This is a genomic window from Tardiphaga sp. vice304 (assembly GCF_007018905.1).
Taxonomy (GTDB): domain Bacteria; phylum Pseudomonadota; class Alphaproteobacteria; order Rhizobiales; family Xanthobacteraceae; genus Tardiphaga.
Genome location: NZ_CP041402.1, coordinates 5,758,668 through 5,780,592 on the forward strand (window position 1 = coordinate 5,758,668; position 21,925 = coordinate 5,780,592).

A 21,925-nucleotide genomic window follows, 5' to 3' on the forward strand; every position below is an offset into this window, starting at 1 on the left:
CGTTCCCAATCTAAGGCGTCGACCGCAGCGCCCCGCTACGGCTCGTTGCTGAAGCGTCGCACGGTGCGACTGGCAGGTGACACGACCGCTATCCCCACGGCCCTCGCGACCGCGATGCGCCGGTCCACGGCCCGCGGGGCACCGCGGCGCGTGCCGTCGTCGAACCGCCGAGCTGCCCGGCCAGTTGCTGCAAGGCGGCGATGCGGTTCTGCGTCGAGGGATGCGTCGTGAACAGATTGTCCATGGCGCGACCCGACAGCGGATTGATGATGAACATGTGCGCGGTGGCCGGCGAACGCTCGGCGTCCTCGTTGGGAATCTGATGCGAAGCGTTCTCGATCTTGGCGAGCGCGGACGCCAGCCACATCGGATTGCCGCAGATCCGCGCGCCCATGTCGTCGGCGGCGTATTCGCGGGTCCGGCTGATCGCCATCTGCACCAGCATCGCGGCCAGCGGTGCCAGGATCATCAGCGCGATCGAGCCGATCATTCCGGGGCCACCGTTGTTGTTGCGGTTGCCGCCGAAGAACATGCCGAACTGCGCCACCATCGAGATCGCGCCGGCAATGGTCGCGGTGATCGTCATCAGCAGCGTGTCGTGGTTCTTCACATGGGCCAGCTCATGCGCGATCACGCCGGCGAGTTCCTCGCGGCTGAGCTGCTGCATCAGGCCGGTGGTCACGGCGACCGCGGCATTCTGCGGATTGCGGCCGGTCGCGAACGCGTTGGGCTGCGGATTGTCCATCAGATAGACGGCCGGCATCGGCAAATTGGCGCGCGCCGCGAGATCTGCGACCAGCCGATGCAGGTCCGGCGCATTGCGGGCATCGACCGGCTGCGCGCCGTACATCGACAGCACCATGCGGTCGGAATTCCAGTAGGCAAACAGGTTGGTACAAGCGGCGACGACCAGCGCCAGCGTCGCGCCGGTGGCTCCCCCGATCAGATAGCCGACGCCCATGAACAAAGCGGTCATGCCGGCCAGCAACATCGCGGTCCTGAAATAGCTCATCGATCTCCTCCTGCCGCCAAACGCAAACGGCGTCCCCGACAGATGGGAACGCCGCCAGCGGATGTCCAAGACGCCGCCATGCGGCAGCGCGTCGCGGTTACGGCGAGTTAATCAAACCTCGCGAAGCCGCGGCGAAGGCAGGCTGACCTCGGCGAGACGAAGCGCGTCCTCGTTCTGGTCGATCGCGACATACTGGCCATTCCAGTAGGTCAAAGCCGTCGAAGGCACGGCGATCAGCACGCTGCGAACGCGGCCGATAATAATGGCATGGGAGTGCCGCTCGATCACTTCCTCGACGTCGCACTCGATCGAGGCGAGACCGCCGACCAGCAGCGGCACGCCGGTCGCCCGCGTCACCCATTCTGCACCGGCAAAGCGCTCGGTGCCCTTCAACCCGCCCTTGCCGGCAAACCGCTCGGCGATGTCGAGCTGTTCGGCGGTGAGGATGTTGACGCCGAACGCGCCGTAGCGTTGCAGCAGCGGAAACGACGACGACAGCCGGTTGACGCTGACCAGCAGCGTCGCCGGCTCGACCGACAGCGAGGTCACCGACGTCACGGTCATGCCGGAAATGTCGTTACCGCGGCCGACCGAAATGACGCTGACGCCACCGGCCAGCGCGCGCATGGCGCCACGGAATTCGGCGGAGGGCACACCATCGGCAGGCTTGATGTTACGCACGACTAAATTCATTTCCAGTCTCACAGGTCAGTGGCGTCGTCGCCGGTGCCGATCAAATTGCGCAGGATCGAGCCTTCGAGCGCAGCCAGATCGGCCGAACCGCGCTGCCGCGGCCGCGCGATATCGACGTTAATATCGTGGGCGATGCGGCCTTCTTCAATAACCAGCACGCGATCCGCCAAAGCGACGGCTTCCGAAACGTCGTGCGTCACCAGAATCGAGGTAAAAGCCTGGTCATGCCAGACGCGGCCGAGCAGCCGCTGCATCGAGATCCGGGTCAGCGCGTCCAGCGCGCCGAGCGGCTCGTCCAGCGCCAGCACGCGGGGATGGCTGACCAGCGCGCGCGCCAAAGCGACGCGCTGCTTTTGACCTCCGGACAGTACCGCCGGCCACTGCTCGCGCTTGTCGGCGAGACCGACTTCACCCAGCGCCTGTTCGGCGCGGGCACGGGCATCGGCCGAGCTGCGGTCGGCGCCGAGGCCGACCTCGACGTTGGACAGCACGCGTGCCCAGGGCAGCAGTCGCGGCTCTTGGAACATGACGCGAATATCTTCCGGGCGGGTTTCTTCGCCAAAGCTGATCGTCCCTGCCGTCGGCTTGTCCAGGCCGGCGATCAGCCGCAGCAAGGTGCTCTTGCCGCAGCCACTCTGGCCGACGATCGCCACGAACTGGCCGGCGGGAATGTGCAAGTCGACGCCGCGCAACACTTCATTTGCGCCGAAAGATTTGCGGAGGCCGCGGATGGTCAGCGACAGGCCGCGGTTGGCCGGGCTCGGCCTGACCGCTTGGCGGCGCTCGGCCAGCGCTTCGTCGAACTCCGAGGGGGGCTCGAACAGTTGCGCGCCGATATGGGCGAGGCGGACCGACTGGTTCATGTGCATATCCAAGGTCTGGACCAGCTATTTCTGGAAGGCGGGATGCCAGGACAGCGTCAGCCGTTCCAACACGCGCGATGCGCTGTCGGCGACCTTGCCCAAGAGCGCGTAGATCAGGATGCTGAGCACGACGACGTCGATCTGCATGAACTCGCGGGCCTGCATCGCCATGTAGCCAAGGCCCGACGACGCCGCGATGGTTTCCGCCACGATCAGGGTCAGCCACATGATGCCGAGCGCGAAGCGAACGCCGACGAAGATCGACGGCAGCGCGCCCGGGAAGATCACGCGGCGGAACAGCTCGCCATTGCTCATGCCGTAGATGCGGCCCATCTCGATAAGCTGCGGATCGACGGTGCGGATGCCGTGCAGCGTGTTGAGATAGATCGGGAAGAACACGCCGAGCGCGACCAGAAACAGTTTTGCCGACTCGTCGATGCCGAACCACAGGATCACCAGCGGGATCAGCGCCAGATGCGGCACGTTGCGCACCATCTGCAGCGTGGTGTCGGTGAGCTTGCTGCTCAACTCCGACAGACCGTTGGCGAGGCCGAAGGCGAAGCCGATGCTTCCGCCGATCAGAAAACCGACCGAAGCGCGCCAGAACGAAACCCAGATATTCACAGCCAGTTCGCCGGATACCGCCAGTTTCCAACCGGCGAACGCGACATCGCTCGGCGCCGGCATCACGCGCGCCGGGACAAAGCCGGCGACGCAGGCGATCTGCCAGCCGGCCAGAATGACCAGCGGCACGATCCACTGCGTCAGGCCGCTGAGGCTGGGGACGCGAAAGCTGCGCGCGCGGGGAAGAACGTCAACGAGACTCATGATGATCAGGCCTGCTTGGCGAGCGGACGATGCTCGTTGGCGATGGTTTCACCGATCGGACCCGTGCGGGTACGCAGCGGCGTGACATTGTCGTGGGACTGCAGCGACAACAGCGGGAAGACGAGTTCGGCGAAGCGATAGGCTTCCTCGAGATGCGGGTAGCCGGACATGATGAAGGTATCGACGCCGACGTCCTGATATTCCTTGATCCGGGCTGCCACTTCCTGCGGGCTGCCGACCAAAGCGGTGCCGGCGCCGCCGCGCACCAGGCCGACACCAGCCCACAGGTTCGGCGAAATTTCGAGCTTGTCGCGGCGCCCGCCATGCAATTGCGCCATGCGCTTCTGGCCAACCGAGTCCTGCCGCGCCAGCGTCTTCTGAGCGGCGGCGATGGTTTCGTCGGTGACATATTGAATGAGGTCGTCGGCGGCCTTCCACGCGGCCTCGGAGGTCTCGCGCACCACAACATGCAGCCGGATGCCGAACGACAACTGGCGCCCGCGCTTGGCAGCAGCGGCCTTGACCCGCGCCACCTTGTCGGCGACGGCGGCCGGCGGCTCGCCCCAGGTCAGATATTTTTCGACCAGATCGACCGCGACATCGATGCCGGCGTCCGACGAGCCGCCGAAATAGAGCGGCGGGCGCGGCGACTGCAGCGGCGGGAAGATCAGGCGGCCGTCCTCGATGCGGATGTGCTTGCCTTCGACATTGACCGTCTTGCCGGCGAGCAGGTCGCTATAGACGCCCAGAAACTCGCGGGTCACCGCATAGCGCTCGTCATGATCCAGGAAAATGCCGTCGCCGGCATTCTCGACCGGATCTCCGCCGGTGACGACGTTGATCAGGAGACGCCCGTTAGTCACGCGATCGAGCGTCGCGGTCATCCGTGCTGCGACGCTCGGCGACTGCAGGCCGGGGCGCACGGCGACGAGGTAGCGGAGCCGCTCGGTCCAGGGTGCCACGGCCGAGGCGACCACCCAGGAATCCTCGCAGGACCGCCCGGTCGGCAGCAGCACGCCGAAATAGCCGAGTTGGTCGGCGGCCTGGGCAACCTGGCGCAGATAGTTGAAGTTGACCTCGCGCGCGCCCACCGACGTGCCAAGATAGTGGCCGTCGCCATGGGTCGGCAGGAACCAGAGGACGCTGGCTTTGGAAGAATCGCTCATGCCGGAAATCCTGCGCGTGGGGAACTCGCCGCAGGGTTCAAGGGCGATGCGGCTTGCAGGAGGATGGTGGCGGCCGGACAGGGTGTCGAGTAGCCCGGAAAAATAGCGACAGGTGTCCTGTTCGTGGCCGGGCCAACACCCGGTTCCTTTCAAAGATCGAACGCAGCCGAACGCATTATTCTCCGCACTGGGTGCGCGCCCGCCCCCCCAACAAAGCCGAGCCGCAGATCTTGCCCGTCCCGGGTCCGATCATCTCTGGAAGACCGGCGGCGCTTAACGCATTGTTAATCACAACTTGTCGGCATCGTTGATATCCGACGTTTACGACTACGCGAGCACCGTTTTCGGTATCGATTTAACCAAAATGACAATGGCATTTGCGAGGGTTGCTCCCATGCAGAATGCAGGTTCCTCAGCTCCGATCAGCCCCAACCCGCCGGACGGGGGCCATGATGCTGCCCTCGATCAAGGCCTGACCGGCTTTGCGGCCGGCAACGAACTCGCGATGCTGCGCGAGATCGTTCGCCTGCTGCCGGCTGCGGTGACGGTGCAGGACCGCAACGGCGACTTCCTGCTGGTGAACGACGCCGCCGCCGCGCAGTTCAGCGCGCCGCCGGAGGATTTCGGCAGCATGACGCCGCCATCCGATTTCCTGACGCAGGCACTCAACCACCGCCGCGAGACCGCGCTCGACCTGCTGCAGTCCGGCCGCTGCGCGACGTTCGAGGAACGCGTCAGCGACGGCGTCGCCAATCGTGTCTTTCTTACCAGCCACCGCCCGGTCAATATCGGCGACCAGGCGCTGCTGCTGTCGAGCGCCAGCGACATCAGCCGGCAGAAGGCCCTCGCGGACGAACTGTTTCGCCGGGCCTATTACGACGAACTCACCGACCTGCCGACGCGTCGGGTGATCGAGAAGCATGCCGGCGACATCATCGCGCGCAACGATGCCGCCGATCGTTTCGCCCTGGCCTTTCTCGACATCGATAATTTCAAGCATATCAACGACTATTACGGCCACCCGATCGGCGATTCGCTGCTGGTCGAATTCGCCAAGCGACTCAGCCTGGACCTGCGCCAGTCCGACATGCTGTCGCGGATCTCCGGCGATGAATTCCTGCTGCTGCTGCATCCGGTCCAGAACCAGCAGGAGGTCGCCGAATATCTCGACCTGCTGCTGCAGCGGCTGCGCGCGCCGTTCTTCATCGACGGCTCTGAGGTGTTCGCCTCGGCGTCGATCGGCGTCAGCCTGTATCCCGAGCATGGCCACAGCTACGGCATACTCGGCCAGAACGCCGACATCGCGATGTACAAGGTCAAGAACCAGACCAAGGGCGCCGCCGTGTTCTTCGATTCCAGCATGGAGAGCGAAGCGCTGGCACGGATGGCGACCGAGCAGGCGCTGCGGCTGGCGATCATCGACAAACGGTTCTGCTGCGCGTTCCAGCCCAAGGTCGATATCCGCAGCCACGAGATCAAGGGCATCGAAGCCCTGGTGCGGCTGCGCGACGACAACGGCGTGATCCAGGCGCCCGGCACCTTCATCAACCTCGCGGTCGAGCTCGGGCTGATCGACGAATTGACCCATCTGGTGCTGGCAGAAATCATGAAGTCGATCGACCTGATCGACGAGACGTTCGGCGCCGGCGCCACCATCAGCATCAACGTCGCCGCCAAGCAGGCCGGCAATGCGGAATTCATGACGGCCTTCGCCCGTGCGATCGAGGACACCGGCTGCCCAACCCGCTTCATGGTCGAGGTGACCGAGGACGCCTTTGTCGCCAAGTCGGAATTCCAGCAGGACATCCTGCCGATGTTCCGAAAACTCGGCGTCGGTATCTCGATCGACGATTTCGGCGTCGGCTATTCGTCGCTGTCCGCACTGGCTGACATCACCGCCGACGAAATCAAGATCGACCGCTCCTTCATCACCGACATCCACAAGCGGCCGCGCAGCCAGGGCATTCTGCGCGCGATCGAGTCGCTCAGCGAGGCGCTCGGCATGACGGTGATTGCGGAGGGCGTCGAGACCCACGAGGAGCTCACTTATCTGCAGGGCGCGACAAGGATCCGTTACGCGCAGGGCTATTATTTCTCCAAGCCGATCTTCCTCGAGGAGCTGCAGCCGCAGGCGCGCCACAGCACCGAAGTGCGCAACGCGCTGGCCACCCGCGCGACAGAAGAGGCGCGACCGGCCTATACGCGCGCCGGCGGCGGCCGGGGATATTGACGGCGCATTCGTACTCGCAAAGACGGCGGTGACGCCCTACATAGGTTTCGTCATTGACCTATGGAAACATTGCCATGCCGATCGTCCCGCTGCTCCTCAACATTCTATGGATCGTGTTCGGCGGCCTGTGGATGGCCGCAGCGTGGCTGCTGGCCGCGGTGCTGATGGCCATCACCATCATCGGCCTGCCGTGGGCACGGGCGGCGTTCAACATCGCGGCCTATACGCTGCTGCCGTTCGGCCAGCGCGCGGTGTCGCGGGAACTCGTCACCGGCCAGCGCGACCTCGGCACCGGCCCGCTCGGCCTGATTGGCAATATGATCTGGTTCATGCTGGCCGGCTGGTGGCTGGCGATCGGCCATCTCCTCACCGCGGTCGCGCTGGCCGTGACCATCGTCGGCATCCCGTTCGCCTGGGCGCATCTGAAACTCGCAGGCATCGCGCTGTGGCCGATCGGAAAGGTGATCGTGCCGGCGTGACCTCCCGACTCTGAAGGACACTCCATGAATCTCGATACTCTGGCGCCCGGTTCCGTCGCGCTCGTAACCGGCGGCGGTGCCGGCATCGGCCTGGCCGCGGCAACGCGTTTCGCCAAGGCCGGCCTGAAGACCTGCATCGTCGATCTCGGACGAGACAGGCTGGCGGCCGCGGAAGCGCAACTCGCGGCGGCTTCGCCATCGGGGGCGGACGCCGTGCTGGCCGTCGAGGCCGATGTCAGCCGCCTTGAAGAGATGCAGCAACTGGCTTTGACCGTCGCCGACCGCTTCGGCGGCGTCGATGTGCTGATGAATAATGCCGGCATTCAGCCCGGCAGCGCCATCTTCGGACCGCGGGGGAATTGGGAAAAGGTGCTGGGCGTCAATCTGTGGGGCGTCATCAACGCCACGCAGGCGCTCGTCCCCGGCATGATCGCGCGCGGCCGGCCGGGCCTGATCGTCAACACCGGCTCCAAGCAGGGCATCACCACGCCGCCGGGCGATCCCGCCTACAACATCTCCAAGGCCGGCGTGAAGGCGTTCACCGAGGCACTGCAGTACGAGTTGCGCAACACCGAAGGCTGCCGGCTCAGCGCGCATCTGCTGATCCCGGGTTTTGTCTTTACTGGCCTGACCGCGAACGGCCGCAGCGAGAAGCCCGCTGCCGCCTGGACCCCCGAGCAGACCGTCGACTTCATGATGACCGGTCTGGACGCCGGCGACTTCTACATCCTGTGCCCGGACAATGACGTCGCCCGCCCGATCGACGAGCGCCGCATCGCCTGGGCCGCCGGCGACGTCATCGAAAACCGCCCCGCGCTGTCGCGCTGGCATCCCGACTACGCCGCCGCCTTCGCCGACTACATGGCGAAATAGCGCCTCCGCCGAGAGCAGCGCCGGAACAGTTGATCGGCAGGTGCTTGCGGCGCGGCCTTATCCGCGGTCTTGTCGTGCCGCAATTGCGCCAAGGAGCTGAAATGGTCAAAGCCGTCTGGAATGGATCGGTAATCGCGGAATCCGACCGCACCGAACTGGTCGAGGGTAACCACTACTTCCCGCTGGAAGACGTCCGGCAGGAATTTCTGGTCGCTAGTGCCCACAAGAGCAGCTGCCCCTGGAAAGGAACGGCCGGCTATTACAGCCTGTCGGTCGATGGGGAGCAGAACCGTGACGCCGCCTGGTTCTATGCTGAGCCGAAAGACGCCGCGAAGCAGATCGCCGGCAAGGTCGCGTTCTGGAAGGGCGTCAAGATCGAAGCCTGACGCAGGCTTGCGTCGGCAAACGGGTCTCAGGGCGTCGTCTGCTCTTCTGCAACGGGCGCAACCAGTTCAAGCGGCGGCGCCAGCCGCGCCGGCGCAGACTGCTCGACGGCCGCCGGCGGCGCGGTTGCCACAGGCGGCGCAACTGCCACGGGCGGGGCGACTGCCGCAGACGTCGCGACTGCCGCGGGCGGCGCGACTGCCGCAGACGTCGCGACTGCCGTAGGCGGGACGATTGCCACGGGCGTCCCGGCTGCCGCAGGCGCCTCGGCTGGGACATCAACTCGCTCGATCGGCCGTGGCGGAACCGGTGCGGGCTTTGGCGCGCGATCCGCGACCAGGGGCCCCGGCAGGCAGAGCACCATGCCGGCGGTCGCCGCCGTGGCTGTCAGCGTAGCAAGCGACCTCAATTCGGCCGGCTGCCTGGAATCGCGCGCCACCGCGCCGGCTTCTTTCGCCAGTCGCGCGTTGCAGGCGCAGCTCTGCACCTGGCCGGTGGGCGTACAGGCGTCGTGACGCATGCAGGCCACGTCCAGCGCATCGATCGGATCCGATCCCGCGCGGTTTCCGGTGCCGCAATAATTGCCGTGAAACACCAGCTCGCCATTCTTCAAGGCGTCTGGCATGTTCTGGGTTGCCGCGATGCGGTCGTCCATATCATCCGCCCGGGCGCCCGTCGCCGCCGCCGAGCTCACCGCAAATAGCACGACGATCGCGCACCAGTGGCGCGTATGATTCTTGAACATGACCGAGAGGTTCCAAGGCTTGGGATCGACAAATTGCATCTTCAAGAGATACGCAAACGGGGCCCGTTGGGTTCCCCCCCGAATGCCCTGCCAGCCAACCCTTCTGACGCCCTAAAGGCGGCAAACCCGTGGCCTCTGCCTGAAACGAATGCGCGCCGCGAGCCAAGCTTGCCAGCCCGGTCCAACCGTCGCGGCGGCCCCGGCAATCGGCTATGGAAAACGCATGCACCCGTAGCTCAGCTGGATAGAGCGTTGCCCTCAGAAGCTGGACCTGCTGCGTCGCTCGCCTCCTCGGTTTCCATTTAAAATCAACGTTTCCGAACGCAGCGAGCGATTACCGTGCACTGCGTCGGGTTGATCGACACAGCCGGGCCACATCTTTTGGCTTTGCATTGACGAATGACCGGCTCACCGCAACCCCGTGGCTGACAAAGCCGAATTCTTGAAAAGGAGCAGTGAAATCGGCTGGGTTGCTGTAAAAATAACTCAAAATCTGCGATTGAATCTTGTCTGCGATACGAAGCAGCGGGGGGCCTGTAAACACATCCCAAAGCGATCGGCATGAATATCCGATCTCGCGGCGGCATCTATTTCCACCCGATAGGAAAAGGTCTGCGCCGCCCGTGCCCCAATCCCGAAATACTGCAATTTTTGCGACCCCCGCTCTTGTGGCTAGTTCCCTGGAAGCTACAGATGCTTGATGGAGCCCCCCGCGGCAACTTGACGCAGAAAGAGAACGGCGATGGGTAAAAAACCGGAACTGCTGACGACGAATACTTTGAGCGATCGCAAAGAACGACTCGCACAAGGTAAGGCGTTGCGCCGCAAGACGCCCCGCGAGGCCCATGCCGAGCTCAAGGGACCACTGACCCGCAGCGCCGTGGCGATCCTCGCTGAAAGCGATAGGGACCGGGTGCCTGAACTTGTCCCGGAGCGTTTTGCGCGAATGATGGTCAACCCCTTCGCATTCCTGCGTGGCGCAGCAGCGGTTATGGCCAGCGACCTGGCCAGCCAGCCGATCGCCGGCATCGTGGTGCATGCCGGCGGCGACAGCCACTTGATGAACTTTGGCGCATTCGTCACCCCCGAAGACAACATCCTATTCGACGTAAACGATTTCGATGAAACCCTTCCAGGGGTCGACTTCACAGTGGACTTGAAGCGTCTGGCGGCCAGCGCGGCGGTGGCTGCACTGCAGAGCGGCGCATCGCGCAAGCAAGCCCGCGCGCTAGCGGCCGCGACCGTCAAGGCCTATCGATGGCACATGGCTGGGCTGGCAAGAATGTCGCCGCTTGATATCTGGCATAGTCGAATCGACCTCGAGCGAGAGATCGGCGTGATAGGCCATGGCGGCCTGCGTCGAAAGCTCGCCGCTATCATTGAGAAGGCCCGTGGCGCAGGTCTATCGCGCGACGACAACTTTCCGCACCTAGTCTCCGGCACCGAAACTAAAATCGTCGACAAGCCGCCTACCATCTTCCATCTGGATCCGAAGGCCGGCTCCCGCCACGGCATCGATGTCGCTCATGTGTTCGCTGCCTACCGCAAAAGCCTCGCCCCGGATCGGCAGCGACTGCTGGATCGCTTCGTCATGAAGGACCTCGCCTTCAAGGCAGTCGGCGTTGGTTCGGTCGGGACTTTCTGCTGCGTGGGTCTATTCATGACCGGCGACGGTGAGCCATTATTCTTGCAGGTCAAGCAGGCACAGAATTCGGTGCTCGAACGTCTCGACAGCAAGCTCGGCTACAAGGGCAACCAGGGTCGTCGCGTCGTTGAAGGCCAGCAGATGATGCAGGCAGCCAGCGATATTTTCCTCGGCTATACCACGGACCCAGCCTCCGGCCGCGATTTCTATATCCGCACCCTCAAGAATCGTAGGCTCGGCGGGGTCAGCGAGATCAGCGAAGGGGAAGCGCTGTCCGATTATGCCAAACTTTGTGGCCGCACCCTGGCTCGCGCGCATGCGCGCTCCGGCGATCCGGCCGTCATCACTGGTTATATGGGCAAGACCGCGGTGATCGACGATGCGATCGCGTCCTTTGCTATGGCATACGCTAATCAGACCATTCTCGATCACGCCGCTTTGGTCAAAGCTAAAGGCGAACAAACGACAGCGAAGCAGCCCGCTGGTAAGACGATCGGCAAGCCAGCAGGCAAACCTCTAACGCGAAAAACTAAGACGAAGACGGTGCAAGTTCGCAAAGCTAAAGCCGCTTGAGCGTAACCTCCTGACACAACGGATCGGCGGCTTGCGATTTTAATGCGTGTCGACCTGAGTAAAATACTGAACAGAGACAGGATAAACGATAGGCATTTTCGACGGACTGACAGGTGGCATCCTTGGCGACCTCGAAGCAAGGCTACTTCCCGAGTTGCTGTCGAAAGCACTAGCCACCACCAGCCTGGGATCGCTGCAGCAACCTTTCGCTTTCTTTGAAGACGATGGACGACTTCGCGAAGGCACAGCCTCTTCTACGGCGTGCCTATGAGGGATCGTAGGTCAAATAAAGGCATTTGACGGTCATTTTGACAGGACGGGCAGCGGAGCGACGCTGTCATTTGGTGCGCTCGCCTGCATGGTAATTAGTGTCATCGAGACCAGATCGTAATAACCGATAATGCCTATCACATCCATTACGCCGCGTTCGCCAAACTGCTTGAGCGCCGCGCCGAATGTGGCATCCGACACCTTTTTATCGCGGTAGAGTTCGGTGGCGAGATCGTAGACGGCGGCCTCGTCGGCTCGCATCCCGCTCGGCCGGTTGCCTGCGGCAACATCAGCGGCGACCTTCGGATCCAGACCGGCCTTAATCGCGAGCGGGTAGTGCGCAAACCACTCATACTGCGCCGTCCACTGCCGCGCAGTGATGGTGATGGCAAACTCGCTCAGCCGCGGCGGCAAAGATGTGTTCCAACGCAGATATTCCGATAGCGCAGATAGCCGTGTCGCGAGTTCCGGATTTCGGATGTAGGCGCGATAGGGCGGATTGGTGAATTTCGCATTGCGCGGCGGCGCCGCGATCATCTCGGCCCAGGCTTTCTGCGCCGGGTTTAATTCATCGGCCTTCAGCGGGCCGAAACGCGCGGTCTCGTCCGCCTGCGCCACCGATGACACAGCTATCGCGCCGATCAGCGCGCTCAGGATCCGGCGGCGCTTCATTTCACTCTCCCGTTTCTGATTTTTGTTTGGAGACGCAACCTCGGTCATCGCATAGCCGCCGTCAATTTATTACAGTGCTGCTGCGCAGCATCAACGGAAGCAACCAGGAGGAGCAAACACGCGCCCTCACCCCTAAAGATGACCGACATGACAACGGCACGTCTGGCATACACTGTCGGGCGCACCCGATAGCCGCCGAACCTGCGACCGTCGCCTGAAAGAGGGCACCGCGCTCTCCAAGGGAGCCCCAAACGCCAGCGCCAAACGCGATTTCTAAGCTGCCCAGAGCAACCGATTAGTTTTTCTCAAACTTCATAAATGGCGACAGTCTTTGTCCGAATCGATGATATAGCGTTTTTGGAACTCCTTAGATTTTCATCGAGACTCTTATACAATATGGTCCTGACTCTGATATTGTTGATAGCAACCGGTTTCATGACGCTGTCAGAACGAAGCGTAGAACACCTCCTGTTTGCAATCGCAGCGCTCTTTATTAACAGCGTCCTGTTTCTATTGATCGTTGCTGATGTTGAACGAGCGGTTCTGCTGTCTTGCATAATGGCAGCAACAATCACCGGGGCATCAATCGTAAAATATAATCACAGCGCACTCAAACTGGTCGTGACCGATTTACCCTTGGTATTTGCAGGCACTGTTCCATTCTTTGTGACGCAGTATCCGCGGGTAGTTCTAGCCGTTGTGGCTGGAGCTCTCATACTGACTTTCGCTTCGGCGGCGGTCTTGCTCTGGGCCGCCGGATCTCCCATCTCACTCGAATTTCGAATGCTCTCATTGAGCCTCACACTTATTGGATTGGCAGCGGCTTTCAGGGTCGGCGGCAACGCCGCTTCTTCACAGCAGTCCATGACTCAGCGGCGCTTCTTTTACTCAACCTTTATGGCCTCCCTAATCGACCCCCGTTCCTGGCGGCAGTTCGGCAAATTGGCTCTCAGCGATATCGCGAATGAACCGTTGACGCTCATGGAGCCGGTGCCAGCCCGATCTACTGACTTTCCCGACATTATTATCCTCCAGCACGAATCGATATTCGACCCTCGCATTTTTGGTCTACCGGTGGAGCCTATCGTCGCATCGCTCCTTTCTCCGGAAAATGGTTGCCATGGACGCCTTAACGTCGATATTTTTGGTGGAGGTTCATGGCAATCTGAGTTCAGCCTGTTGACCGGACTTTCAAGTGCGAGCTTTGGTTCAAGCGCCTACTATCTTTTCAAGAGAGGCGTTGGCCGATTTCGTAGCAGCCTCCCTCATTCGCTAGCAGCGCTCGGTTACAAGACGAGTCTTGCGTCAAGCTGTCGTCGCCGTTTTCTCAACTACGATGAATTTTACAGTTCGATCGGGGTCAACGAACGGATTTTCACGGATGACCTTCCTCCGCCTTTCGATGTCAGTCATTTCGAGTCGACAAATTCAGATGCATTGTTTTTGGATGCAGTAATAGATATGCATTCCAAAAAAATTGCTCACGATCCAACACCTCGTTTTCTCTATGCGCTGACCAACTTCAATCACGGTCCACATAATCGGAGGCTTGTGCCACTGGGGAAATTCGAGAAGGAGCGCGCCTTTGCTGCCGCGAGTCTCCCCGATGCTCGATACGCTGAGTATTACGCAAGACTTGTGGAGACCGCCTCGACCTGGCAAAGGCTGAGATCCGAGCTGAAAGCGAATTTTCCCGGGCGTCCAATGCTAATTGTGCACTATGGAGATCACCAACCCGTAATGGCGGGACAGATCGATCGGCAACTCCAACTACCCAGCGATGCACGGCGCGCGTTCCGCACATTTTATGCCATTGAGGCCTTAAATTTTATCCCGGATAACTTTGTTGCCGGTCCAGCAGCGGACCTGGATATCGCTTTTCTCGGAACCATCGCCTTGCAAAAGGCAGGCCTTCCGCTGGATCAAGTATATGCCACCCGCGCAAGCTTGCTAGATGATTGCGGGGAAAGCTACTTTGCGTCCTCCTCCGAACTGAAGCGTAAATTTCACCGCACTCTTGTGGACCTAGGCTTGATAAACTTAGGACCGCATTGTCAAAACGGGCGTTAGCTTCTGAGACGCATTGGTCTTATCGCCCTCACGTGCCATTGCCCCAGGAATGCCTGCCACAGCCGCCGCGCGCAGCCATCACGCGCTGTGCTTTCGCACTCGATGAAAGGCGAACCTATGACCGATCTTAAACAGCTGAGATCCTAAGTCCTAAAATCGCTCCCTGGTTCGGCAACAGGATCGGCCACGAAGTAAAACGTTACGAACATGCTGGTATCGGATATCGAGCAGGTCAGCGATCTCCACGCGAGAGTATCCTGACTGAGCAAGTGTGCGAATCTTATCGGACTTGGTCTGCAGTCCGGTGGTTAACTCGGCGAAAGACTGTAGACTGGTGCCCAAGGTTTGCCTCCGCAATGGCAAGAAGGCGCAGCGGCTGCGCCTTACGAACCGCGAGGCGCAGAACAAGCCATAGATGCGACCTCATTCCAAAGGCTTTCGAACCTGAAACGGCCGCTATAACGCAAAAGTCCATTCTGGCATCTGGATCGCGTTCAATGCGAACCGGCTGGCTTGGGCCGAGTTTCTGAGCTTGTCCCCCCGTTTGAGCGCCCGGTGCTAGCCCATCGGAACAACTATGAGGGGCAACATGCGCCCTCACCCCTCCGAATGTCCGCCACAGCCGCGGCGCAGCCGGCACCCGCTTCTCACCCGACACGATTCGAACGTGTGACCGTTGCCTGAGAGAGCGCACCGCGCTCTCCAAGGGAGCCAATTTCACCCATTTCCACCCGTGCAGCCCGGTCCGACCGTTGCGGCGGTCCCGGCAATCGGCTATGGAAAACGCATGCACCCGTAGCTCAGCTGGATAGAGCGTTGCCCTCCGAAGGCAAAGGTCACACGTTCGAATCGTGTCGGGTGCGCCAGTGATTGCAGCCATCACTATCGCTCTGCGAGAGCCCGCTCCGCACGTTCACGGCAGCCGCACCACCTTCAGCCACATTCACCTTTCGTCCAAGTCCATTCGCCGCTCAGTGCGGCACCTTGGCGATGAAGATCTGGTAAAAGCTGGTGCCGATCTCGATTGCGATGAGAATCACGACGATCAGTTCGAGACGCAGCGAGCGCCTGGTGTCGATGATGTCGGCCAGCGTTTCGGCGGTCTCGGCGATCACGGCGACCTTTCGATCGAGCGTCTCGACGCGCTCTTTCAATTCGTACTCGTCTTCCAGCCGGGCATAGAGTCGCTCAAGGTCGGGGCGGTCCCACAGCGCATCGGGCTTTTCCGTCACCGCGACGCGGCCCGAGACCCGGTGCTGGACCAGCAGCGCATTGCCGATCAGTTTCAAGATCTCGGTGCGGTTGCGGCGGGTTCGGCCGCGCGTCGCCAGCTCGACCGCAAACGGCTCGATCACGCCGAACACGCGGGTAACGTCGCGTTCATCGCTGGCCAGCGCCACGCTCTTGGCCAGCACGTCGGCGACGATCAGCATGCGGGGCAGCAACATGTCGCCGAGCGTCACTGGGCCGCCGGCGGGGACCTGGTCCTCGGCGCCGGCGGCGATCTCGACGAAGGTGCGCTCTTCCTCGGCCACGCCGGGCCGGCCGATGACCCGGGAGGAAATCTTCAGCAGGAAGGCGGCTTCCTCCTCCGGCGTCAGGCCTATCAGAACGGCGACGCCGTAGCGAAACACCACCGCAGTGCCGGTCTCGCCGGTGCGAACCGCCAGCGGTACGGCCGAGACGATGTCGCCTTCGAAATTCGCAGTGTTGATGCGGTCGCCGAGATGCAGCGCATGGACCTGAACGCGCCGCCGGGCTTCGGAAGAATTTGTCTGCACAGGATACACCCTCAGGGCGCCGTCGTGGCGCCGGTGGCCAATGAGCGCTGCACCATGATGGTGTCGGCCCAGCGGCCGTGCCGCCAGGCGACGCCCGGCAGCAACCCTACCTTGGCGAAGCCGAACTTGTCATGCAGCCCGAGCGACGCCGCATTGTCGGAATCGATATAGCCGATCATCTGGCGAAACCCCGCGGCAGCACAGACGTCGATCAATTCGCGCATCAACACCTGGCCGATGCCGTGGCCGACATGGTCGTGATGGATATAGATCGAATGCTTGACGGTGTAGCGATAGGCCGGTCGCTTGCGGAACAGCACCACATATGCGTAGCCGATCACCTCGCCGTTGCGCGTCGCCACCAGATGCGGGAAGCGCTTGCTGCGCAGGTTCTTGCGGCGGTCACGCAGATCGTCCGCCTGCGGCATCTCGGCGTCGCTGACGCCCTCGTCGATGCCGAGCCGGATATGGCGGCGATAGATCGCCAGCATCGGCTCGACATCGCTGTCGCGTGACGGCCGCACGACGATGGCCGGGCCGGAATCGGGGGTACGAAGATCCATGGGCGTTTCGCTATTCGCTGACCACATAGGTGTAAAGCCGGATCAGCCCATTGGCATCGACCTTGCGGTACACGCCCTGGATTTCGACGTCGAAGCCGGGGAAGGTGTTGAAGCAGGTCTGGAACATCTTGAGATAATCCAGCATCGGCTGCGCCCGCGCGGTGAGCCGCTCGCCGGGCACGATGGTGGCGATCCCCGGCGGATAGACCACGAAGGGCGTGGTGGCGATGCGGCCGGCGATCTCGTCGATCGGCAGATAATCGACATCGTTGCGCACCAGCACGCGCGCGGCGTCATGCGGCGACATCGCGATCTCCGGCAGGTGCTCGGACTTGAACTGCTTGGCCTGCAGGGCGCTGACATCGGCATTGCGGAAGAAGCGGTGCATCTCGCCGCACAGGTCGCGCAGCCGCACGCCGGCATAACGCGCCGGGCGACGTCTCGCAAATTCCGGAATCGCGTCTTCCAGCAGCGCGTTGTCGTCGTGCAGCTTCTTGAAGGCGACCAGGCCCGAAATCAGCGTGCCGGCCTTGCTGGCCTCGACGCCGGGCGTCAGCAGAAACAGTAGCGAATTGAGATCGTTCTTTTCCGGCACGATGCGGTTCTCGCGCAGGAACTGCGCCACCACCGGCGCCGGGATGCCGTGTTCGGTGTAGCCGCCGGTGGCCCGGTCGAAGCCGGGCGTCAGCAGCGTCAGCTTGTTCGGATCGGTCATGGCGAAACCCGCCGCCATGCCCGGGAAGCCGTGCCAGTCGGCATCCGGCGCCAACTGCCAATAGGTCGGGTTCTTGGCGAGTTGATCGGTGCTGACGCTTTCCCACGGCACGTTGTGCACGCCGCCCTCGTGCGCCGAATCCGGGATTTCGACGCGCTCCGGCACGAACGGCTCGAAGAACCAGCGCCGCTCCGGCCGGGTTTCCTTTTCCTCGAACTCGCGGCGCACGGCGCGGATCTTCTTGCGCAGCTCGATGCCGAGCCGGATGGTGTCGTCCCACAACACGACGCCGGAACGGCCCTTCATCATCTGCGCGCCGACGTCCAATGATGCGAACAGCGGATAGAACGGCGAGGTCGAGGCGTGCTGCATGAAGCTCTCGTTGAAGCGGCGATGCTCGACGCGACGCTTCTGGCCGCGGATGTGGCGGTCCTTCATGTGGATCTGCGAGGCCTGCGAGAACGAGGCGAGCTGCTTGTGGGTCGACTGAGTGGCGATGATGCCCGGCGAATCCGGGCCGAGATCGCCGAGCCCCATGGCGAAGCGGCCGGCGTAAAGCGGGTGGAACTTCATGAAGCCGGCCCACGCCTCGTCGAACAGGATATAGTCGCAGAGATGGCCGATGCGCGCGATGATCATCTCGGCGCTGTAGATCGTGCCGTCATAGGTGCACTGCTCGACCACGGCGACGCGGAACGGGCGCGGCCGCTTCCAGGCCTCGGGATCGGTAACCAGCGGATTGATGCGGATGCGCTCGCGCAGCGCGTCTTCCTCGAGCGCCTCCCAGTTCATCGGCCCGATCAGGCCCCAGGGGTTGCGCACCGCGGGCACATAGATCGGCACGCCACCGGCGATCATCAGCGCGCCGTGCAGCGCGGCCTTGTGGTTGTTGCGGTCGAACAATACGAGATCGCCGTCGGTCACCAGCGCCGACAGCGCCACCTTGTTGGAGGTCGAGGTGCCGTTGAGGACAAAATAGGTCTTCTCCGCGCCGAAAATCTGCGCGGCTTCCTTCTGCGCCTGCAGCGCCGGGCCTTCATGCGTCAGCAGGTCGCCGAGATCGAGCACGGAATTGTCGAGGTCGTCGCGGAACACGGCTTCGCCGAGATGTTCCATGAACACCCGGCCGATCGGGCTGCGGCTGTAGAACACGCCGCCATTGTGGCCCGGGCAGGTCCATAGCTGGTTGCCTTCCTCGGCATAATCCACCAGCGCGCCGAAGAATGGCGTCTTCAGCGTCTCGGCATATTGCTTGAGCCGGCTGACCAGGTTCTTGGCGATGAAGGGCGGGGTTTCCTCCGACAGGAAGATGTAGCCGTCGATGAAGTCGAGCACCTCGACCGGCACGTCCTCGAAGCGCTTGCGGCGGATCAGCAGGATGATCGGGAAGTCGAGGCCGCGGCTGCGCATCAGATTGATCAGCGCGGCCGTCTTGCCCTCCAGCCCCTTCTTACCCCAGTCCACCACCATGCAGCCGATCGCGGCGTCGGTCTGCACCGCGATCGCGGCGTCCTCCAGCTTGCGCGCCTTGACGACCTCGAAGCCGGAATGCTCGATTTCCGCGACGATCTGGTTCAGGCGGACGCCCTCGAGATCGTCGGCGTCGAACGTCGGCATCGCGAACAGGAAGTTGAAGCGCTTGAAATAGTCCATGGGGGCACCCGTTGTCTTTCCGTACGATGTCTCGCTGCGTTGGATGACGATCCGGTGACGGGATCGTCCGCAGATACCCAAGGCGGGGATGTCTTTCGAATCTCTGGGACGTCAACGACGCCATGCAGTCATCGCCCTGCCGGGCGGAGGCGGCAAGGACCAAATGAAGCGCGTGCACCCGTAACTCAGCTATCGCGCGAAGGCAAAGGCGATCGGCAAGCGGCGGAACGCGGAACTGGCGTATCCGTTGCCTCTCCACGAAACCACCGAACGCATCGGCATCGCCAGGCGGCGCGGTGATCCGCGAGACACCCGGCTGACATTTGCGCTATGCAGGCAGGCCGCGGCGAATCGCGCCGCACAGCTCCGAAAGACCCCCGTGCTTCCCTGGAAACTCCTCGACACGGCAGACGTGCCCGGCGGCGGCGTGCAGCTTCGGCTGATGCAGCGCGGCAATGAATTTACCATCAAGCTCGGCCAGAACGAGCTGATGAGCAGCCGGCTATTCGGCTCCGAAGAAGCGCTGGCGACGCTGACCTGCTTCCGCCTCAAGGCGCTGGCCGCGCCAAGGCTGCTGATCGGCGGGCTCGGCATGGGATTCACGCTGCGCGCCGCGCTGAAGGTGCTGGGACCGCAGGCGGAGGTGACCGTGGTCGAGCTGGTGCCGGCGATCATCGCCTGGGCGCGCGGGCCGATGGCGGAGATGACCGGCGACTGCCTGACCGATCCGCGCGTCGAGATCCGCGAAGCCGACGTGGTGCAGGCGGTCGCCGAAGGCCGCGGCTATGATGCGATCCTGCTCGACGTCGACAACGGCCCGGAAGGCCTGACCCGCAAATCCAACGATGCGTTGTATGACCTCAAAGGCCTGCAAGCGGCCTGGGCGGCGCTGCGCCCCGGCGGCATTCTGGCGGTGTGGTCGTCATTCCCCAATGACAAATTCACCAGGCGGCTGAAGAAGGCCGGCTTTGCCACCGAAGAGATCAAGGTCCGCGCCACCGGCAGCCGCGGCGGCGCCCGCCATGTGATCTGGCTGGCGACGCGGCCGGCGGCGTAATCTGCTGCCAGCCGCGCTCGGTTTACTCCACCTTCAAACCGGCGGCCTTGACGACTTTCTCCCACTTCTCGGTTTCGGCGGTGACCATCTTGCCGAACGCGTCCGGCGGTCCGATCAGCGGTTCGCCGCCGAGATCAATCAGCTTCGCCTTGACAGCCGGATCAGCCAGCACCGCGTTGACGTGAGCGTTGAGCTTGGCGATGATTTCCTGCGGCGTCTTCTTCGGCGCGCCCATACCGAACAGGGCACTGGCTTCATAGCCCGGCACGCTCTCGGCAATTGTCGGCACATCGGGCAGCAACGGCGATTTCTCCGCGGTGGTCACCGCCAGCGCCCGCAGGCTGCCCGAGCGGACGTGCTGGATGATCGACGGCATGTTGTCGAAGATCACCTGCACCTGGCCGCCCAGCATATCGGTGATCGCCAGCGCCGCGCCGCGATAAGGAACGTGCTGCATCTTGGCGCCGGTCATCATCATGAACATTTCGCCGGACAGATGCACGGAGGTGCCGTTGCCGGACGACGCCATGTTCACCTTGCCGGGATTGGCCTTCACATAGGCGATGAATTCCGGAATGGTCTTTGCCGTGATGTCCTTGTTGACGGTCATCACATTGGCGGTGCGGTGGAACGCCGCCACCGGCGCGATGTCGCGCAGGAAGTTGAAGCTGAGCTTGCTGTACAAAGTGGCGTTGATGTAGTTCGCCGGATTGACCAGCAGGATCGTGTAGCCGTCGGGCTCCGCATTCACAACGGATTCGGTGCCGATATTGTTGCCGGCGCCCGGCTTGTTCTCGATGACAAATGTCTGTCCGGTACGTTCGGAGAGTTTCTGCCCGATCAGCCGGGCCAGAATGTCGGTAGCGCCGCCGGGAGGATAGGCTACGACAAAGCGCACGGGCCGGGTTGGATAGTCCTGCGCAGACGCGCTTCCGATACAGGTGAATGCAGAAAAGCCCAGCGCGATCCAGCCGATCGCGGCACAACGTGACACCATGTGCGTTCTCCCTGCTGCCGCGACTTGTCGCGCGGTCAGCCTGTGTTGAATTGACAACGCTCGCTTGTACCAAGCAATTCAACTATCGACCAGTGCGGCGCAGCCCCGCAGTCAAAGGATCTCCCATGCCCGTCACCGTCACCGCGCTCGATCATCTGGTGCTCAATGTCACCGACGTCGTCCGTTCCGCCGCGTGGTACCGGCAAGTGCTCGGCATGGCGGTCAAGGTTTTCGATCCCGGGCACGGCAAGGCGCCGCGCACATCGCTGAGTTTCGGCGCGCAGAAGATCAATCTGCGACCTGTCGATGCCGACAAGCTCGAATGGTTCACCGCGGACCATCAGACGGCCGGCAGCGACGACCTGTGCTTTCTCACGGCAGCCTCGCCGGACGAGGTGGTCGCGCATCTCGCCGCCTGCGGCGTCGCCGTGGAGGAAGGCCCCGTCGCCAAGCAGGGCGCGCAGGGCGTGCTGCGCTCGGTCTATTGCCGCGATCCGGACGGCAGCCTGGTGGAAATTTCGTCGTACGAAATGGGCTGATATTGGACATCACGCTCGCTCTCATCGCGAAATGCGGCCCCTCCCCATCATTGCGACGAAGCAATCCCGTCTTCGCGTGCGGCTTTCTGGATTGCCGCGTCGCTTCGCTCCTCGCAA

19 protein-coding genes and 1 tRNA gene are annotated in these 21,925 nt (G+C 62.6%); 9 read left to right on the forward strand and 11 right to left on the reverse strand.

Annotated elements, in window-relative coordinates:
• Window positions 1-88: 88 nt before the first annotated feature.
• The 5 genes from htpX to ssuD all read right to left on the reverse strand — a co-directional run bounded on the left by htpX (window position 89) and on the right by ssuD (window position 4,562).
• Entirely contained in the window at window positions 89-1,012 is a 924-nt protein-coding gene (htpX, locus tag FNL56_RS27370) for a zinc metalloprotease HtpX (protein ID WP_143575936.1), read from the reverse strand.
• A gap of 111 nt (window positions 1,013-1,123) precedes the next feature.
• Entirely contained in the window at window positions 1,124-1,705 is a 582-nt protein-coding gene (locus FNL56_RS27375; RefSeq protein ID WP_143575937.1) for a flavin reductase family protein, read from the reverse strand.
• A gap of 8 nt (window positions 1,706-1,713) precedes the next feature.
• A complete protein-coding gene (locus FNL56_RS27380; protein WP_441351321.1) occupies window positions 1,714-2,574 on the reverse strand; it encodes an ATP-binding cassette domain-containing protein in 861 nt (286 codons plus the stop codon).
• Window positions 2,575-2,592: 18 nt separating this feature from the next.
• A complete protein-coding gene (locus tag FNL56_RS27385; RefSeq protein WP_143575939.1) occupies window positions 2,593-3,396 on the reverse strand; it encodes an ABC transporter permease subunit in 804 nt (267 codons plus the stop codon).
• Window positions 3,397-3,401: 5 nt separating this feature from the next.
• Window positions 3,402-4,562, reverse strand: a complete 1,161-nt coding sequence (gene ssuD, locus FNL56_RS27390; RefSeq protein WP_143582513.1) for an FMNH2-dependent alkanesulfonate monooxygenase — start codon at window positions 4,560-4,562, stop codon at window positions 3,402-3,404.
• A gap of 505 nt (window positions 4,563-5,067) precedes the next feature.
• Here ssuD and FNL56_RS27395 point away from each other — a divergent pair.
• From FNL56_RS27395 to FNL56_RS27410, 4 genes are all read left to right on the forward strand, one after another.
• Window positions 5,068-6,792, forward strand: a complete 1,725-nt coding sequence (locus FNL56_RS27395) for a putative bifunctional diguanylate cyclase/phosphodiesterase (protein WP_246661049.1) — start codon at window positions 5,068-5,070, stop codon at window positions 6,790-6,792.
• A 74-nt stretch (window positions 6,793-6,866) separates the two neighbouring features.
• The gene (locus FNL56_RS27400) at window positions 6,867-7,271 is read left to right on the forward strand and encodes a YccF domain-containing protein (protein WP_143575942.1); all 405 of its coding nucleotides are present in this window, start codon (window positions 6,867-6,869) and stop codon (window positions 7,269-7,271) included.
• A gap of 24 nt (window positions 7,272-7,295) precedes the next feature.
• Complete coding sequence (locus tag FNL56_RS27405) at window positions 7,296-8,144, forward strand: SDR family NAD(P)-dependent oxidoreductase (protein WP_143575943.1); 849 nt, start codon at window positions 7,296-7,298, stop codon at window positions 8,142-8,144.
• A 101-nt stretch (window positions 8,145-8,245) separates the two neighbouring features.
• On the forward strand, window positions 8,246-8,530 hold the full coding sequence (locus FNL56_RS27410) for a DUF427 domain-containing protein (protein WP_143575944.1): 285 nt from the start codon (window positions 8,246-8,248) through the stop codon (window positions 8,528-8,530).
• A 26-nt stretch (window positions 8,531-8,556) separates the two neighbouring features.
• Here FNL56_RS27410 and FNL56_RS29040 read toward each other — a convergent pair whose 3' ends face one another.
• Window positions 8,557-9,273, reverse strand: coding sequence for a hypothetical protein (locus tag FNL56_RS29040; RefSeq protein WP_210245450.1), 717 nt, complete (start codon window positions 9,271-9,273; stop codon window positions 8,557-8,559).
• A gap of 742 nt (window positions 9,274-10,015) precedes the next feature.
• On the opposite strand from FNL56_RS29040, the gene FNL56_RS27420 reads away from it, so the two are divergent.
• Window positions 10,016-11,491 (forward strand): DUF2252 domain-containing protein, encoded by a 1,476-nt coding sequence (locus FNL56_RS27420; protein ID WP_143575945.1) that lies wholly within the window; start codon window positions 10,016-10,018, stop codon window positions 11,489-11,491.
• Window positions 11,492-11,794: 303 nt separating this feature from the next.
• Here the strand turns inward: FNL56_RS27420 and FNL56_RS27425 are convergent, their stop codons facing one another.
• A complete protein-coding gene (locus tag FNL56_RS27425) occupies window positions 11,795-12,481 on the reverse strand; it encodes a carboxymuconolactone decarboxylase family protein (protein WP_246661614.1) in 687 nt (228 codons plus the stop codon).
• A 387-nt stretch (window positions 12,482-12,868) separates the two neighbouring features.
• On the opposite strand from FNL56_RS27425, the gene FNL56_RS27430 reads away from it, so the two are divergent.
• Window positions 12,869-14,503 carry a sulfatase-like hydrolase/transferase gene (locus FNL56_RS27430; protein ID WP_168207259.1) on the forward strand — a complete coding sequence of 545 codons (1,635 nt, stop codon included), beginning with the start codon at window positions 12,869-12,871 and terminating at the stop codon, window positions 14,501-14,503.
• Between the two features lie 789 nt (window positions 14,504-15,292).
• Window positions 15,293-15,369 (forward strand) — tRNA-Arg (locus tag FNL56_RS27435).
• A gap of 105 nt (window positions 15,370-15,474) precedes the next feature.
• Here the strand turns inward: FNL56_RS27435 and FNL56_RS27440 are convergent.
• The 3 genes from FNL56_RS27440 to FNL56_RS27450 are packed head-to-tail and all read right to left on the reverse strand — an operon-like array spanning window position 15,475 to window position 19,215.
• Entirely contained in the window at window positions 15,475-16,284 is an 810-nt protein-coding gene (locus FNL56_RS27440) for an RMD1 family protein (protein ID WP_143582514.1), read from the reverse strand.
• Window positions 16,285-16,295: 11 nt separating this feature from the next.
• Window positions 16,296-16,847 carry a GNAT family N-acetyltransferase gene (locus FNL56_RS27445; protein WP_143575948.1) on the reverse strand — a complete coding sequence of 184 codons (552 nt, stop codon included), beginning with the start codon at window positions 16,845-16,847 and terminating at the stop codon, window positions 16,296-16,298.
• 10 nt (window positions 16,848-16,857) lie between these two features.
• The gene (locus FNL56_RS27450) at window positions 16,858-19,215 is read right to left on the reverse strand and encodes an Orn/Lys/Arg decarboxylase N-terminal domain-containing protein (protein ID WP_143575949.1); all 2,358 of its coding nucleotides are present in this window, start codon (window positions 19,213-19,215) and stop codon (window positions 16,858-16,860) included.
• A gap of 379 nt (window positions 19,216-19,594) precedes the next feature.
• Here FNL56_RS27450 and FNL56_RS27455 point away from each other — a divergent pair, with 379 nt between their 5' ends.
• A complete protein-coding gene (locus tag FNL56_RS27455) occupies window positions 19,595-20,272 on the forward strand; it encodes a spermidine synthase (protein ID WP_143575950.1) in 678 nt (225 codons plus the stop codon).
• Window positions 20,273-20,294: 22 nt separating this feature from the next.
• Here FNL56_RS27455 and FNL56_RS27460 read toward each other — a convergent pair whose 3' ends face one another.
• Window positions 20,295-21,269 (reverse strand): Bug family tripartite tricarboxylate transporter substrate binding protein, encoded by a 975-nt coding sequence (locus FNL56_RS27460; protein ID WP_143582515.1) that lies wholly within the window; start codon window positions 21,267-21,269, stop codon window positions 20,295-20,297.
• A 125-nt stretch (window positions 21,270-21,394) separates the two neighbouring features.
• Here FNL56_RS27460 and FNL56_RS27465 point away from each other — a divergent pair, with 125 nt between their 5' ends.
• Window positions 21,395-21,808 carry a VOC family protein gene (locus FNL56_RS27465; protein WP_143575952.1) on the forward strand — a complete coding sequence of 138 codons (414 nt, stop codon included), beginning with the start codon at window positions 21,395-21,397 and terminating at the stop codon, window positions 21,806-21,808.
• The last annotated feature ends 117 nt before the right edge of the window (window positions 21,809-21,925 follow it).